Below are 15259 nucleotides of genomic sequence, written 5' to 3'. Positions count from 1 at the left end.
CGTTCGTGAAACAAATAAACACCGATACAAAAGACCCCTTGAGCAGTTGCTAACCACACAACCCAGCCCAAAGCACACTTACGCGGGTTTGTGTTTTCTTTTTGAAGTAGCAATTTTATTTATTTTTGGAAGCACTTAATACATGTGGGTGAACCAAAATGGTGGACAAGAACAGGATGGTTCAAGTCATAAAACAAACACCCCTACAAAGAATGCCATCAGAAAAAGGTGGCCTTATGCTTATTCCTAAAAACCAGCAAGGAACCATAACAACAACCCATCAGCAAATAGTGAAAATAAGAACAGAAATTGAAACTGTCTGAAGTTCATTGCAAAGTTTTTTATTTGCAATTTGCTTATAATTATATATGAGGTGCTTAAATTGCATAAAAGTGTCTCATGTATGTGTATTTTGGCTTTAATTTTAAGTTGTCTCCCTATTGTTTTGGTTGCATCTGCCGCCGACAACATTCAACCCCTAGCAGTGTCCACAAATTCCCAAAACAACGTGTTAGGCATGAGCTTGCCTGATTTCATAGGCGTAACCATAGTTGTAGTAGCAATGGTCATACTCATCGGCATAATTGTTTTACACAAGCAATAACATGCCACAATTAACTTTGAATTTTTGCCAGAAAACCTTCGACGTCCTGAATAAACTTCAAAGTGCCTTTTTCTACTTGACAGGTTAAAGCATCCAAATCACTAAAGTCAACATTATCCGCTACTATGAAATCTGTGATAGCATCATTTTTCTGTGTATCTGCAGCAAGAGGATACAGGCTCCAGTTGTTGTCTTTGAAGAGTTTCCAGTATTTTGCCTGAACCGTCTTGTTATAGCCTGCAAGCAAAACTCTAAACGTGAATGTGCCATGAGAAAAAACAATTGCAACTTTGAGGTTCTGCTGTTTCAACGATTTTGGGAAGAAGTAAAAATACGTGTAATCCATCAATCCATAATGCACGTCGGAGAGGAAAAAGTCAGGATAAACCGTTTTGAGATGCAAATGCAGGGCATCAAAGAACCCCATTAAACCCTGATATGCCGTCCTTACGGCGCCTTTTTGTAATTGTTTTCTGTACTCAGCGAGGTTAGCTCGAAATGACTCCATAAGTAACACTGTATCAAATCAACGAATTTTACTTTTTAACTCTTTGCATAAAAAGTTAGAAGCAGGCAGTACCTTGCATGGTTGTTAAGTTTTATAAACCAGCATTGTTGATAGTACATGGGGGTATATATGGAAAAGTATTTACAAACATTGATTAGTGGATTTGTTTTAATGCTGGTAGGTTCGTTCTTGATTTGTTTGCATTTGCTTGATTTCAGGGGGCTTGGGTTTATCTGGTATTCCCTGGGACTGCTGTGCACAGGTTGTGGTCTAGGCGGATTAGCGGTAACCTATTCGGTCTACACGTTTGAGAAAAAACTCATAAAATAACGTGTTTCCACCAGCAGGTTTTTTTAGCCTTATTTTTTTGTTCACTTTTGTTAGATGCCTTGGGTTCCTACTATCTCAAAGTGTTTAACTAACGCTGGATGGTCAAACGTGAAATAAACCGAATTATATGTACTGTTACTGTTTAGGATGTAGTTGGATGGGTTCATTTCGTAGATTTTGTCGATAACGCTGATGTTGCCCCAAATCAGGTTCTTTGGGATTGTAATGTTACAGAACGCGTTTTCTTTTTCGCCTGTAAAATCAACTAATACCGCCTTATGCAATTCTGAATAAGTTATTGTTGGTGCTGAAGAGTAATTACTTCTAACAGTCACTACGTAGGTTTTTTCGCCAACAGACAACGGAAACGTGTAAAATTCACCCGCGTTATCTTTGGTGCCCAAATTAATCAATAAAATCCCCGCCGCTAAAAAGCAAACAGACAAAGTAAGCACGATCAGGGCTAAGGTTAATTTTTTCATAAAGTCAATATGTTTTTTCGTTTTAAAGGTCTTTTGCAAAAGGCGGTTTTGGGTTTTTGGGGTCTTAATGGGCAGTCTTTTCTTGCGATGCCCGAAAGGTATAAACGCAATATTTAGCGCTTTTTGTTGAGCAGTCTAAATGAGTCGCAACAAAAAAATTTTCGATAAAAAACCTCTTAAGCGAAGAACAAAGAAGGAAAGTCGAAAGTTAGGTTTCATTTTTTATCAGGCACTCTATGGCCCATCCGTCTTTCTAAAGGCTATTTATCGACAGCTTATTTTGTTGGCGGTCATGTTTGTTTGGGGAGCCGCAATTTTTTATTACTTTGAAAACATGCCCTATCTTAGTGCGTTGCTTGCGGCGGTTTCAACTGTTACCACTTTGGGCTTTTATGGTCCAAACAACGGAAACCTATTCACAATTGACCCAATGGAAGCAGTGCTCTTAATTATCATGATTGTCATTTCAGTAGGGTTGGTGGCATCCATATTGCAAACCAGCGCAAAAACCATGACTAAAGGCGACCTCGCCAAAGGGCACGCAGAAAAAAAGCTGATTCAGAAGCTAAAGGGACATGTTATTGTTTTAGGTTACACTCATCTTGGCAAATACGTCACAGAAAAGCTTGAGGACATTGGCTTAGACCATGTTGTAGTCACCAAAAACCCCATAAAATACGAGGAATTGCTCAAGCAGAACAATTTTGCAGTGCTGGCACAGGATAACCAGCCGATGGATGCACTAAAAACCGCGGGGATAGAGCGGGCGTCTATGGTTGTGATTGCTCACGAAAAAGACCCCGACAACATGCTCTCCATCCTCAGCTCCCGCAAGATGCGTCCCGACATCCGAATAATCAGCGTCGTGCACAACCCCAGCCTGACCGAAACCGCCAAAAACGCAGGAGCAGACATGGTCATACCATCCACCGTAACCGTCGGACACCTACTGGCACTCTCAGCAGTAACCAAAAACATCGTCGGCATAGTCTTTTCCGAACGCATCGGTGCGCAGGAAATTGCAGAGTTTGCGGTTTTCAAAAATTCCAAACTCATCGGCAAGGGACTGCAGGAAATTTCCAAATGTGCAACCATTATTGGTGTGTTGCGGGATGGCGCGGTGATTCGGAACTTGTTTGAGCCGCCGTTTTTGATTAAGGAAGGGGATACTTTGTTGGTTTTCGGTGAACCCGCAGGACTATTGGAGCTGGAAGCGAAAGCAAAAGCCATCTAACCACCCCTTATCTAAACAGTAAAAAAAATGAAGTTTTAGCAGGCATAGCTGCGTCTGGTTGCTGTCTATTTTCTGTTTACAGCAAAACTCGTCACAAGCACACATAAGAAAACACTCAAAATCATATCAGGCGCTCATATGCATTACCCAACAACAAACGAATGCCACACTCATTTTTCAGTTAGGGCAAAGTAAATGTTATGGAGTTTAATCCCTCTGCTACTAAGTGATAGTCTAGTTATAAGCTTTTAGAAATTATTATAAACTCGGATTTGGATTTTATATTACTGGGCATTGTGTTAACTTATGCCTTCGTCTTCTAAACATCATTCTCTTTCTTATTCTGATAGAACTGGTGAAATGGCTTTTGCAGTACTTACAGTCATAATAATAAATGGGTATGTTGCGCTATCAGACCTTAATGCAAGTTTCATGTATATTGTTACTGTAAATTTGGGAGCCTGTATAGGATGGGGGATTATAGATGGCTTGCTTTATGCAACTTCAAGTTCAGTTGAACGAAACAACTATATTAAAACGATATTAAAATTGAAATCATCAATAAAGAACGAAGTGATTGAAAAGCAAATTAAGAAAAGCTTGGACTCAACGTTCATATCTACTTTCAATGAAAAAGGCAAAGATGCCATAACTAAGGACATAATTGCGTATTTACCCAGTGCTTCTTTGGAAGAATCTACTCCCCGTTATCTTTTTACTAAAGATGATGTGCGTGGCTGGATTTCTATAGTTGGAATTTATTTAGTTGCGGGTGTTTTGCTTGCATTACCATTTTTAGTTTTTGAGGATAAATTTTTTGCTTGGCTTGTTTCCAATGTAGCGGGGGTTATCTGGCTGTTTTTGTATGGTGTTCAACTTGGCAAGCTTTCAGGAAAAAACCCTTTGGCAATAGGATTAATTATGGTACTGGTAACTGTAGTAATTTACGTTGCATCATACTTTACAGGTGTATTATGATTTGTTTGGTTGCTTATTTGTTCATCTAATTTAATCGGTGGCAACCCTTGTGGTTGCTCGCATTCAATTTCTCTCTGCTAAAAATAATTTGCAAATTGAGTACCTCTTTGAGGAAGTATAAACCATCAGGACATTTAATAATTAAAACTATCTTTAATTTATTGATTTTCTAACTATAATACGTTCTAAAATATTGCAGGATAAAAATGACAAAATCTATATCCATGTTAGATGAAGTTTCGGGCAGAGAAATTCGTTTTCAACAAGGGAAAGCCTTACAGTACAAGGTACCTTTCGGTAGTCACCGTGGTTGGAAACCATCAAAAAATCGGGTTGATCCTATTGGTCTGCTTTTAGAACAAGACAAGGGTCGCATCCAAGAGTTATTGCCGATTAAGTATGGACGCATGTCAAAATCTCCATTTGCATTTTTAAGAGGATCCGCTGTGATTATGGCGTCTGATTTAGCCAATACACCGATTAGCGGAATAGAAACAATGCTTTGTGGAGATGCTCACATAAACAATTTTGGCATTTTTGCGACACCAGAACGTCAATTAGTTTTTGACGTTAACGATTTTGATGAGTGCTATCCTGGTCCATGGGAGTGGGATCTAAAACGTCTAGTAACTAGTGTAGTAGTTGCAGGTCGAGAAAAGTTATTTCGTGATAGCGATAACTACAAGGCAGCAAAACTTGTCGTTAAAGCTTATCGTAAAACGCTTCTTGAATTTACAAAAATGTCCACTTTGGATATGTGGTATTACCATGTAAATGAAGCCAAGGTATTGAAAGTCTTTAATCGATCAAAAAAGGGCGCTATGGTTGCTGACAAAGCATTCAAGCATGCCCGTTTAAGAACTCAAGAACAAACCCTTGAGAAACTCACGCAAAAAGTAGATAATGGGCGTCGTTTTGTCAGCGATCCGCCTTTGATGATTCCATTTACTGAAATTCTATCAAGCAAGGTAGTCAACGCTGTTGAAAAGAGAAAATTAACAAAAGAGACTGTTGAAAAAGTTTGGTTAGAATACATTAATAGTTTGCCAAAATATCGGCGTGTACTATTGAATCGTTTCAAAATTGTTGATTTAGCTTTAAGAGTTGTCGGAGTGGGTAGTGTTGGAACGCGCTGTACGGTTATGCTTTTAAGAGGAGGAACTAGCGATAATATGATAATTCTCCAACAAAAAGAAACGGGTCCTTCAGCGCTAGAGCGTTATTTGCCTCATAGAAAATTCCTTAGTCAAGCACAACGTGTGGTAATTGGGCAAAAATTGATGCAAGCATCAAATGATATTTTTCTAGGTTGGAGCCATAATTCTGCATCTACTCGGGATTATTATTGGCGTCAACTAAAGGACATGAAAGGATCTATTGATGTATCACTTTTGAATTTGAAAAGTTTTATCATATACTCCATGACTTGTGCTCATTGCTTAGCGCGAGCGCATGCAAGAACAAGTGGAGTTGCAATGATTGCAGGGTATCTTAGTAAGGGTTCATCTTTTGATAGTGCTATAGCTGAGTTTGCTGCTGATTATGCAGATCAGGTTGCAAAGGATTTTGATGCTCTTTTGGATGCAATTTCCTCTGGCAGAATTGAAGCCCAAATTGATGTTTAACTTTTCATTATTTACTTACCCAAAGGCGCAACCAATCACGTGTAACCTTGGTTATTTTGGGCACAAGGATCCTTGAGCACGGAAAAGCCTGACGCAACCCTTGTGGGTGATGTCTGCGGCGGCGTATTTCCTTAAAGCAGGTTTCAGTTTTCAAGCGCTTCTTTGGGAAACAACGCTACCACTTTTTAGTTTTCCAATTTTCTTAGGAGCTTATTTGTCTTGTTGGAGTTACTCCAACAGTTTTTTTCGAGTTCTTGGTTCATTTTATTTTTCATCTTCCAAAGCCCTTAAGTGACTGGGATGATGCATTATTCACGGGGGATGACGTCGCCGTCCCAGTATGATACCAGATGATTAGCTTATGACGGACGGACCCCAGTGTTTTTTGTTTGGTGAACAAGAGATAAATTGCTCTTTCACGCTGGTTTAGGTGTTGTTTGGTGCAGCTATGGCGAAACTACGCAAGAGCGCGGTGCAAATACGCTTTGAAATCCTAGAGTACCTGTTCTTTAACAGCAAACCGCAGCTTCGCACGGTGGTTTGGCGTAAATCCACCAGCATGGCATACGACGACTTCCTAAAACACCTGCTCTTTCTTGAGGAGAAGGGGCTGGTTAAGGAGTCCGCCGAGGGCAACTGCGGATTGACCGAGCAGGGACGAAATCTCTACGTGGAGCTACGCAAATTCCTGCCATCGCTACTTTAGCTGGGTTCACTTGTGGTGCATCAAACTTAAGAAGAAAAACAAGAAAGATAAAGTGACAATGCATGAGTCAACCAAAGGAAAAAACTCAAGACAACAAGATTTACCCAGTTAAAACCCTGCATGACTTCCTATTTGAGTTGGACAGGGAATGGAGCAAATTCCGAAACGGAGCCCTAATCGGGTTAATCTCTTCAGGAATCCTGTTCCTATCCGTGATTTGGCTGATTTTGCGGGTTAGGCATATTGAGTTGGGGCTGGTTGGGTTCTTCCTTTTAATTATTGCAGCCGCATTTCTTGGGTACTGCCTCTACGCAATGTATGCACAGTACCGCTTCTATAGCCGCTGGGAACGCCGCGTAGGATTACTAGTAAAAACCGAGCAGGACCTACTCAGCGAGAAGCTGGAAGACCAAAAATCCTAAGTTTCCTGTTCACTTTTGGTGCACATCATTAGTGCGGCTTTCTTTTAAATCAGCAACGCCAAATTCACCATAAAGACACCTGGAGGTGAAACATTTGGTGAGTAAAAACAAAAAAATCCTAATCACAGCCGCAGCGGTTATCACACTGGCACTAGTGGTCTCTTTAACTTTTGTTAGCGCCGCAACACCCGACATGAACGCGCTTAAAACGTGGAATGCACAGGGACAAATCGTCCAGAAAATCGACAACCAAACCATAAAACATTACCCCGCAAGTTTTAGCCTAACCATTCAGCCCACAGCCACCAATGGAACCTCAAAACTCTTTGAAGTCACAGGCGGAACCCTCACACTAAACGGCACAACCTACACAATAACCAGCGGAAACGGCGCATTGCTACCAGGCAGACACGCAATTCTTCTAAAAGCTGAAGGCGTAAATGCTGATGGGCAAACGGTCACGTTAAAGTTGGCGGCACGTTACGTTTGGCAATGGGGCAACAACTTCAACGTTAACATTGCAGCTAAAGCACAAATTGGAGAGGACACTTACGGGCTGTTGATGCGTACGCTGATACGCCCCTCTGCTTAACAGATCTTTTTTATTGGCTGGTGGGCCGTACCGGATTTGAACCGGTGATCTTCGCCGCGTGAGGGCGACGTCCTAGCCAGCTAGACTAACGGCCCGTATGGTGCACAGAATTATCGGGTTCACTCATAAAACCTTTCCTTTTTTAGCTTAGGAAAAGAAGGATGGAGTGCTTATTTTCTTTGTCTAACGCTTTCTTGCCAACTTGAAACTATTTTTTATATTACAGGTTGAGCTGTGACTTTTCAATTCCAAGTCACAGGCAAAGTTTCCTCAGAAACCTTTAAAGCCATATAGTTCATTTCTGGTTGTGGTTGCTCCCAGAATCGGTGCCAAGGTAGCTCAGCCTGGGAGAGCGCTCGGCTGAAGACCGAGTCGTCGCAGGTTCAAACCCTGCTCTTGGCACTTCTCCATCATTTCTGAACTGTTCTAGACACTTTTGCGTTTTCGGTAAAATGACATGCCGTCGGTTTGTTCCACGAACTCAAAGTTCTGTTCTATTAGTTGCATGCGGTCCAGTGGGGTTTTTGCGACTTTGCAGATGTAGCTGTTTTCTTCTTGGAATAATGCCTCTTGCAGTTGGACGTAAAGAAGCGTGTTTTTGATGTTTTTGTGTCCGAGAACGCTCATTACGTGGAGTATGTCTTTGGTTTTGTGGTATTCCATTGTTCCTTTCCAGTGGCGCAGTGTGTGGAATGTGATTTTGTTTAGGCGTGTGTTGCCAAATTTTAGGGCGATTCGTTTTCTTTGGCGGTCAAAGCTTCGGCGCAGGCAGTTTAGGTTTTTGTAGCGGTAAAATAGTTTGCCGTTTTTGGGGTTAGCTTGCAGTAGCATGTTATAGAGTTTGTTGGAAATTTTGAAGATTCGGGGGTTACTGCCTTTTTCAGCGGTCACTTTAAGGGTTCTTGTTTCCATATCAATTTGTTCTTCTGTGTTTATGCCGTAAATTTCACCTGAGCGAGCGCCAGTTTCTTTGTCAATTTGAAGGAATAAGGCGATGTTTTTGGTGCATCCAGCGATTAAATCATCTATTTCCCGTTCTTGAGGAATGAAAGGTAGCGTTCTAACGGCGGTGTAGTGTGGGCGTTCCCATTTTAAGCCAGCCCATTTAGCATACAGGTCGTAGGCAAAGACCATTGCTTCTTTTTGTGATTCTTTCCATTTTGTTTGCAGGGCAATTGTTGATTTTATGGTTTCAGGGTCGTTTAAGTCGGCTTTTAAGTTGACAAGTCGGCGTAATCGTAAGCCCCGAGTGGTTATGGTTGCTTCTTTGTAGCCTTGTTTTTTCATCCACCAAAGGAACTCTAAAATTTTGCTTTCTATTTCACCATTGATTTTGTTTTCTAATATCACTTCCATGTTAGAAATGTTGGGGTTAGCGGTATTTGTTTTTTCGCTAAATCGGGTTAGGCAGTTTTGGCATTGGTAACGTTGAACTGTTCCCCGAAGGGTTTGTATTTTTCCAGCTTTCCAAATTTTTCCATTATGGCAGTTAGGACATTCTTTTAGCACTTCACCCCCTACTCTTTGAAACACCAACCAACAAACACCAAACAGTAGCAGTAGTGGTAGTCAGTTGTATAAGAAGGTTGTTTTAGAAAAACGGCATTATTTGTTATGTGCTAACAAGGAAAGGCGTGGCGGCGCTTCGCGCCGGCCACGCGCCAAGCCTACCGCTTTCTTTAGACTGTTAAGCGTTAAATTCGGCGCGGTCAGTGCGCTGTCCGCTCCTCATATTGACCCGTTGCCCTGTTTAGATGAGGGCAACGCAGTCAAGAACCGAGATGTTACTTTTTTTTGGTAATGCGTTACAATAGGGGCGCTAACATAAACCGTTTCGCTTGTTTTAGCCAAGCAAAAGGTTTATTGTTGCGCCCAAACGCATACACAAAGCCAAAGAGGGGCGCATATCAGCCCCGAGATGATTATTTTAACACCTTTCCGCCGAATTACCGAATTTAGAATAACATGATGTGAGCTGACCCCAAAATCAATGTGAACGTAAAATCGCCGTAAAACGACCGCCCCACAGGTTTTAAATATAACCTGCTAAGTACACAGATAACAGAATTGGTGAGGCATATGGCAGAAACAATAAAACCACAAACACCCAAGTTTGAGCTTAGTAGTCATCCTGATTTTAAAGTAATTCATGTTAACGCTTTCTTTGGCGGTCTATCCCCGCTTGAAGGGCGAATAATATTCTATACCGATATACTACAACCAAAAATGAGCGAAGATGAAAAACATTTAGGTGCTATGGAAGTTGATAAAGTCTGTAGGGAAAGGCAAATTGAATTAAGATTGTCACCACACGATTTTATCAATTTAGCAGAATGGATGAATCAACATATTAAGCGACTTGAACAGTTGGGTGTGTTAAAAAGAGAAGACCTAGAAAAAGCAAAACAGTCAAACATGCCAATTGTTTGACCCTCTTCTTTTTTGTGTCATGACAAATAACTTAACAGTATCCACCTTCTCATCAAATTAAAAAGGGTCAAAACCACCACAACAGAAACCACCCCCATAAATGTTTTATTTTTCTATTGTATAGTTAATGGCTGGTGGCTTGCATGGAAGAATACGTACAAAGTCTAATAGGTGGTTTTGTAATGTTAACTATAGGATTAATTGTGATTTGTTTGCATTTTATTGCACCTGAAGGTCTTGATTTTATCTATTATTCCTTAGGTTTAGTGGGTCTTGGTGTTGGTGTAGGTATTTTATCGGTTGTTACTTCAATGTATAAACTTGAGAAGAAATTAAAATTTAATCCTTAAAAGTACGAATAACGCACATGTCCAGTGCGAAAAGAGCTAGTTTGTCAGCTCTCCCGGGTACGAAAAACGGAAAAAAGGAAATGCTATGTAACTATTGCGATTTGGTTTATGTTCCATGTAACAGCAAAGGAGAATACGCATAGCATTAGAGCCAGTGGATATACTTTTTTGCCATAATAGCAAGCTACGCCTACGAATGCACCGCCAAGCATTTTTAATATTGAAATTGGCACGAATCCCACAGTATTTACGATTGGGTTTAATTCTATGCCCCCAAGCGAGAATATTTTGCAGGTTGTTAGAAAATCGGCAAAGAGTAGCGCTTCAACAATTAGCGTTATGGTTAAGACTTTTGCAAAAAAAGAAAGGGAGTGGAGTTTCATCGACTGTAACGCCTTCCGTGTGATGATGGTTTCTTTTGTATGTAGCCAACAACTATGATTAAAACCAGTACCGCGATGAGAAGAACCATTGGACCACCTAAATCAAGTACAAAGTCAGGGAAGTCTATGCCGTCAGGGTTAGTGTATTCTATCGTGTAGGTATAGAGGTCAGTGATACCTATAGTAACTGATGTTGTATTTTGCATTATGCCAAAAGCATTTCTAACGTAGAGGTTTTGAACTTCAATTATGTCCGCAGGTTTCCCGAATGCGAAAGCAACTTCTCCAGTTGAATTTAGTTGATAGCAGATGTTTGCCAGTACGCCAAGTGTGCAGTTTTGCCCTTTTGTGAGAGTAACGTTGTGTTCTTGAGGAACTATCCAGATGCTACCGCAGTATTCTGTCCATGTGTCAGTTGCATTAAAGTAAATTCTGCCTTCTGCGCAAGCTGGGATGCTACTGAAATTAACGTTTGAGATGTTCATCATACCGATGTTTTGAACGTATGTGCTGTTACTTTGGAACCATTCTTTTAGTGATTGTAGATAAGCGGCGTACATTGCGTATCGTTCGACAAAGTCAGTACCAGATAAATCAAAGATGTTTTCGGGGAGTACCAAGTCTGGAAAGGGCATTAAAGCCTCTACTTCTACATAGCTTCTATAGCCCATGTCTCTTAGTGCTTGCCAGTATGCTTTTCCAGTTTCCAGCGCAGAACAGACCTGACTGATAAGAACATTTGAGTAGTTGAAAACAGCAGATTGTAACGGTTTAAAGTCGATAGAACCAGCTTCAATGTATGGGCTGTCATTGATTCGGTAACTTACCCGCAAGACTTCTTTTTCATCAACAGTTAGTTGTGGTTGTGTACCCGTATATGTCATGCTGTCTAAGCATACCTGTATATTTTGTTCCCAAACTGGTACTGGTTGCGAAGGGTAGAAACCAACCATTACAACGTGGGAAGCATCGTTTAAGGTGTAGCGTATTTTTCCAATAGTCACGTCTTGATTTGTTGTTGTCAAAGTACCTGTATATGCATTAGAATAACCATAAGCGCTTATGTCAAATGAGCGAGAATGAGAGCGTGTGTTGCTGATGACATTTCCATTTCCATCGACCACTTCAACTTTTAAATGGTAAACACCGGTGCTTGTAGTGCCAACAGGGGGTGCTGGATTTGGTAGTATGGGTGTTGCTTGAACGTCATAAGTATATGCTGATGAAGGTTGAATTACAAAAGCGTCTGTTTCCCAGATTCGGCTTGATGCGTTACCGTAAACGGTGAAAGCTGGGCTGTCTGTTATGTTTGCATAGCCTATCTCATAGTCATGTGTTTTTAGGTTGTAGTATTGTCCTGCTACTAGTTGGTAATAACCTGAGCTTGCGTTTAGTTGTTCTTGGGTTAAAGCGTACACGTTGAAATCAGATAAATCGCCAGTAAATGTTTCTCTTGCATGTCCAACACTAACGTTTGCGACATTGAAGGATTGTTGTTCTATCGTATTGGTTAGGTTGAGATATTCGGCTAAAATTCCGCTGTTTGCTAAGACTTTTTCGTATGGAAAAGTGCTTTCGTTGACATAGTATTGTGCCATTATCTCGGCTTTTCGGCTGAAATAGTTTGTTAGTCCTTCGCTAAGCTGAGCTTCATTTCTAAATTCATTTGTTGTTGCAGAAACCAAGTTGCCGTAATTTATTGCTGTGTCAGATACGTATTGCCAGCCTACACTGTGTATCAGGTCTTGCGCTGCCATGTTTTGTCCAACATAAAAACCAACTGTACCGCCGATTACACCGCCAATAATCAAGCCTACTGCAAGTATAATTAATGGTGCGATAGCGTCTGCTACTGGGAGATATGTAGCTGTTGAAACGAGAAGAAAGCAAAAAAAGAGGGAGGCAAAAACTATTAGTTTTTTGTCCATGTTTTTTCCCCTACTACATGAAAACCCGTTTACCCGACAGCGCAGCGATTACCGCGATACCGCCACCAATTTGGAATGCCAAAGTGGTAAATGACGTAAACGCAGAGAAACCCCACTCTTCGACGTAGGGATTCAGTACGCCACTTAATGCGGAAGCCATCAGAAAAACAAAGGCACCAACGGCTAACAGGATATAGTCCATGTGTTTAAATTTAGTCATTAATTCACTCATTTTGTTTTTTCACCTTAAACGGTGATGTCGATTTTTCTAGTTATAAGGATTATACTATGTACTATCAATGCCAGCTAGCGGATTATGCCCATTCTTTTTTATGTCGGCGATAGGTTGCGAGTAGTGCATCCACATCAAAGTCGAGTGGGTCATCATAGGAGTTAAAGAATTTTTGGACATACCAAGCATCATAAACGACAGTGTCAATTAATTGACCTTCAACGGAATAAACTTCAACTTCACTTAACCCTGTCACATCATCAAAAAAGGGGCGTCTCCATACCTCGGTTACATATCGTATGCGTTTTTCAATTTGGGTTATCATTTGGAGAGTGTAATGTAATCGCCAGCCCATTTTTCGTGAGCGCATGCTAATTAGGCTTAGACAATCGTTTATTTTGCCTCTTTTGTGACTGTCTGCTTTCATCCAGAACTCATCAGGTAGAACAAAACAAGGCTCGTCTATTTCAAAGAAAATTTCGGGGTCTGTTATAGGAATAGTCTTAATCCCTTTGATTTTTGTGTTGCTATAAATAGGGTTTTTTGGTTGTTTTTTGTGATACATTAAAAGATGGTGTACTGCATCAGTTGTTTTTCCAGTTCCAAGAAGCCCAAAGGACGCAGACCGAAAACTCAAAGATGTTCACCCTATTGCTCTTCTGCAAATTTCATGATTTTCTCTTTGAGCCTTTCGGCGCGGTCATCTTCAAGTTGTTTAGCGGAAGAAAAAAGTTTTAGGAGTTGATTGCTTCGCCTGTCTGAGCCAGTGTTACTGTTTGATAGTGCCAGTTTAGCCACAATAAGGCGTTTTAATGTCGAGCTTTTAGTGCAATGTGCGATAGAGTCCATTAGTAAAATTTGGCGTTGTTCCTCATTATCCAACATTCCAAGTTGCAACTGTGATAAATTAACGTCTTTTTCGTCCTCATAATCAATGTATGCGGTTGAATCAGCGTTAACTAACTCTGTTACTGCCTTTGCCAACTGAGCGCCCAAATTGTTAATCCGATGTGCTCTTAATCGTTTTTCGTCAATATCTACTTCAGACATAAGAGCCAGTACCCCATCATTTTTTTCCATTCCATAAATTCTTGCCAAAGTTCGGGGTCGGGTTGGTTCATGAAGTTATAGACTATTGCACCGCCGATGATTGCGGAAATGGCACAAACTAAGAGTAAACGTATAGTGGGAAGTCCAACTGGAAGCATACTTTGTCATATTCCCTCATTAAAGGCGACATCTATTTTTGTTGTGACCTCTGGGGGAAGGCTCACCGCTTCACCAGAGAGATTATAGGTTGTTTGCTGTTCCGCATCCACACAAAGCATCTGGTTTGAACTGCCCGCTTTTCTATAGGCTTTTGTGCCTTTGGTTAAGACAAAACTTAGGATAACCTCTGTTTTGAATCGCTGTTTTTTTTCAACAGCGCCGAGTTTTTTGGCTACATTAACCCAGCCATTTAAAAATTGGTACTCTTCCTTGTCATCATATCGGGTGCGGAGTAGTATGTCTATTTGTTGGTGGATTTTAGCAACCCCCTGAGTTCTTGTTCTGTTAATCCTTGTTCTTGACAGAAAAGCCCAAGGTCACGCATGGCATTTACAGCTTCACGCCTACTTATGCCGTGATTATCCGAGTACTTGTCAATAATGGGGATGCGCTCTCTGTTTAAATATATACTATAGAAAGGCACTGTCATTTCTCTCCATAATACACCTAAAAAAGGGAGATGATAGGACTATTTTGTCCTAACATAGACCATTTCGGCAGGGTAGCCAGCGTCAGCGAAGCGTTGAGCGCATTCGGTGAATTGTTCCTCGGTTAGTAGCACGTAGCCTTTAGTGCGGTTTGGGAGCCACTTGCAGGGCAGTTTGAAGTATTTTACATCAAAACTGTATGGCTGATTGTTTTTTCGGCTGATACCTTCTCGGTGCTCGGTTACTTCTTCATACTCAGAATAGATAACGATACAGCTTTGTCCTACCATTAGGGAGCGTGGTTTTTCTTCTATCTCGGTTTTTTTGTTGGACCAATTAAAACGGTCAAGGGTAGTGGTTGAATTTTGGGTTTTTTGTTCTAATTTTTGACTCATAGCTTTTACACCCCAGCTTTAAACGCTGACAAGGTTAATGGTAGTAGTGGCAGTAGTCAAATAAATAGTTTAAGGTAGCAGTAGTGGTAGCAGTAGCATGTATTAATGTTTAATAAATGATAAATACCTCAACTGCCACTTCTACTACTACCAACATAAGTATGCACAGGAAGATAGCAAAATTTGGCGAATGAAGAACCAGAAAAACAAACTCGGCATGTTGTATGCACTCATTGTGGTTATGAATGGGATACAGAATCGAAATTAATCAGAGTTACCTGTTCGAGTTGTGGCTATAAAGTTACTTTGAAACCAATGCCTAAGAAACCTTAAAAATTGTAGAGTTTTTCTAAGCGGGTTTTT

The 15259-nt window shown here is 40.8% G+C and carries 21 protein-coding genes and 2 tRNA genes; 11 read left to right on the top strand and 12 right to left on the bottom strand.

Annotated features, from left to right (window positions below):
- The first annotated feature begins 158 nt into the window (after nucleotides 1-158).
- On the top strand, nucleotides 159-323 hold the full coding sequence (locus NWF01_06795) for a hypothetical protein (GenBank protein MCW4024726.1): 165 nt from the start codon (nucleotides 159-161) through the stop codon (nucleotides 321-323).
- Between the two features lie 59 nt (nucleotides 324-382).
- Nucleotides 383-604 carry a hypothetical protein gene (locus NWF01_06790; GenBank protein MCW4024725.1) on the top strand — a complete coding sequence of 74 codons (222 nt, stop codon included), beginning with the start codon at nucleotides 383-385 and terminating at the stop codon, nucleotides 602-604.
- A 10-nt stretch (nucleotides 605-614) separates the two neighbouring features.
- On the opposite strand, the gene NWF01_06785 is transcribed toward NWF01_06790, so the two are convergent.
- Nucleotides 615-1112, bottom strand: coding sequence for a hypothetical protein (locus NWF01_06785; protein ID MCW4024724.1), 498 nt, complete (start codon nucleotides 1110-1112; stop codon nucleotides 615-617).
- A gap of 380 nt (nucleotides 1113-1492) precedes the next feature.
- Nucleotides 1493-1888, bottom strand: coding sequence for a hypothetical protein (locus NWF01_06780; GenBank protein MCW4024723.1), 396 nt, complete (start codon nucleotides 1886-1888; stop codon nucleotides 1493-1495).
- Between the two features lie 175 nt (nucleotides 1889-2063).
- On the opposite strand from NWF01_06780, the gene NWF01_06775 reads away from it, so the two are divergent.
- The 6 genes from NWF01_06775 (at nucleotide 2064) to NWF01_06750 (ending at nucleotide 7481) form a co-directional block, all read left to right on the top strand.
- Complete coding sequence (locus tag NWF01_06775; protein ID MCW4024722.1) at nucleotides 2064-3158, top strand: NAD-binding protein; 1095 nt, start codon at nucleotides 2064-2066, stop codon at nucleotides 3156-3158.
- Between the two features lie 306 nt (nucleotides 3159-3464).
- Nucleotides 3465-4136: a hypothetical protein gene (locus NWF01_06770; GenBank protein MCW4024721.1), complete on the top strand. Its 672-nt coding sequence runs from the start codon at nucleotides 3465-3467 to the stop codon at nucleotides 4134-4136.
- Nucleotides 4137-4342: 206 nt separating this feature from the next.
- Entirely contained in the window at nucleotides 4343-5761 is a 1419-nt protein-coding gene (locus NWF01_06765; GenBank protein MCW4024720.1) for a DUF2252 domain-containing protein, read from the top strand.
- A 448-nt stretch (nucleotides 5762-6209) separates the two neighbouring features.
- On the top strand, nucleotides 6210-6467 hold the full coding sequence (locus NWF01_06760; GenBank protein MCW4024719.1) for a winged helix-turn-helix domain-containing protein: 258 nt from the start codon (nucleotides 6210-6212) through the stop codon (nucleotides 6465-6467).
- Between the two features lie 62 nt (nucleotides 6468-6529).
- On the top strand, nucleotides 6530-6889 hold the full coding sequence (locus NWF01_06755; GenBank protein ID MCW4024718.1) for a hypothetical protein: 360 nt from the start codon (nucleotides 6530-6532) through the stop codon (nucleotides 6887-6889).
- A 97-nt stretch (nucleotides 6890-6986) separates the two neighbouring features.
- The gene (locus tag NWF01_06750; protein MCW4024717.1) at nucleotides 6987-7481 is read left to right on the top strand and encodes a hypothetical protein; all 495 of its coding nucleotides are present in this window, start codon (nucleotides 6987-6989) and stop codon (nucleotides 7479-7481) included.
- A gap of 18 nt (nucleotides 7482-7499) precedes the next feature.
- On the opposite strand, the gene NWF01_06745 is transcribed toward NWF01_06750, so the two are convergent.
- Nucleotides 7500-7576: transfer RNA gene (locus NWF01_06745), tRNA-Val, on the bottom strand.
- Nucleotides 7577-7809: 233 nt separating this feature from the next.
- On the opposite strand from NWF01_06745, the gene NWF01_06740 reads away from it, so the two are divergent.
- Nucleotides 7810-7883, top strand: a tRNA-Phe gene (locus NWF01_06740).
- Nucleotides 7884-7907: 24 nt separating this feature from the next.
- On the opposite strand, the gene NWF01_06735 is transcribed toward NWF01_06740, so the two are convergent.
- Nucleotides 7908-9014, bottom strand: coding sequence for a site-specific integrase (locus tag NWF01_06735; GenBank protein ID MCW4024716.1), 1107 nt, complete (start codon nucleotides 9012-9014; stop codon nucleotides 7908-7910).
- A gap of 546 nt (nucleotides 9015-9560) precedes the next feature.
- On the opposite strand from NWF01_06735, the gene NWF01_06730 reads away from it, so the two are divergent.
- Both NWF01_06730 and NWF01_06725 read left to right on the top strand, forming a co-directional pair.
- Complete coding sequence (locus tag NWF01_06730; GenBank protein MCW4024715.1) at nucleotides 9561-9911, top strand: hypothetical protein; 351 nt, start codon at nucleotides 9561-9563, stop codon at nucleotides 9909-9911.
- 143 nt (nucleotides 9912-10054) lie between these two features.
- Entirely contained in the window at nucleotides 10055-10261 is a 207-nt protein-coding gene (locus NWF01_06725) for a hypothetical protein (GenBank protein ID MCW4024714.1), read from the top strand.
- An 83-nt stretch (nucleotides 10262-10344) separates the two neighbouring features.
- On the opposite strand, the gene NWF01_06720 is transcribed toward NWF01_06725, so the two are convergent.
- The 8 genes from NWF01_06720 to NWF01_06685 form a co-directional block, all read right to left on the bottom strand.
- Entirely contained in the window at nucleotides 10345-10644 is a 300-nt protein-coding gene (locus tag NWF01_06720) for a hypothetical protein (protein MCW4024713.1), read from the bottom strand.
- The gene (locus tag NWF01_06715; GenBank protein MCW4024712.1) at nucleotides 10641-12572 is read right to left on the bottom strand and encodes a hypothetical protein; all 1932 of its coding nucleotides are present in this window, start codon (nucleotides 12570-12572) and stop codon (nucleotides 10641-10643) included. The genes NWF01_06720 and NWF01_06715 overlap by 4 nt, the downstream gene beginning before the upstream one ends.
- A gap of 13 nt (nucleotides 12573-12585) precedes the next feature.
- Nucleotides 12586-12792: a hypothetical protein gene (locus NWF01_06710; GenBank protein MCW4024711.1), complete on the bottom strand. Its 207-nt coding sequence runs from the start codon at nucleotides 12790-12792 to the stop codon at nucleotides 12586-12588.
- Nucleotides 12793-12886: 94 nt separating this feature from the next.
- Nucleotides 12887-13441, bottom strand: coding sequence for a hypothetical protein (locus NWF01_06705; GenBank protein ID MCW4024710.1), 555 nt, complete (start codon nucleotides 13439-13441; stop codon nucleotides 12887-12889).
- Between the two features lie 11 nt (nucleotides 13442-13452).
- Nucleotides 13453-13854 (bottom strand): hypothetical protein, encoded by a 402-nt coding sequence (locus NWF01_06700; GenBank protein MCW4024709.1) that lies wholly within the window; start codon nucleotides 13852-13854, stop codon nucleotides 13453-13455.
- On the bottom strand, nucleotides 13842-14012 hold the full coding sequence (locus NWF01_06695; protein ID MCW4024708.1) for a hypothetical protein: 171 nt from the start codon (nucleotides 14010-14012) through the stop codon (nucleotides 13842-13844). Before NWF01_06695 ends, NWF01_06700 begins: the two co-directional genes overlap by 13 nt.
- A gap of 302 nt (nucleotides 14013-14314) precedes the next feature.
- Entirely contained in the window at nucleotides 14315-14497 is a 183-nt protein-coding gene (locus NWF01_06690; GenBank protein ID MCW4024707.1) for a hypothetical protein, read from the bottom strand.
- A gap of 45 nt (nucleotides 14498-14542) precedes the next feature.
- Complete coding sequence (locus NWF01_06685; GenBank protein MCW4024706.1) at nucleotides 14543-14896, bottom strand: hypothetical protein; 354 nt, start codon at nucleotides 14894-14896, stop codon at nucleotides 14543-14545.
- Nucleotides 14897-15259 lie beyond the last annotated feature (363 nt).

The organism is Candidatus Bathyarchaeota archaeon (assembly GCA_026014585.1).
In the GTDB taxonomy this organism is placed as follows: Archaea; Thermoproteota; Bathyarchaeia; order Bathyarchaeales; family Bathycorpusculaceae; genus Bathycorpusculum.
The sequence above is the reverse complement of the archived record's forward strand: the minus strand, read 5'-3'. Positions and strand labels throughout refer to the sequence as shown.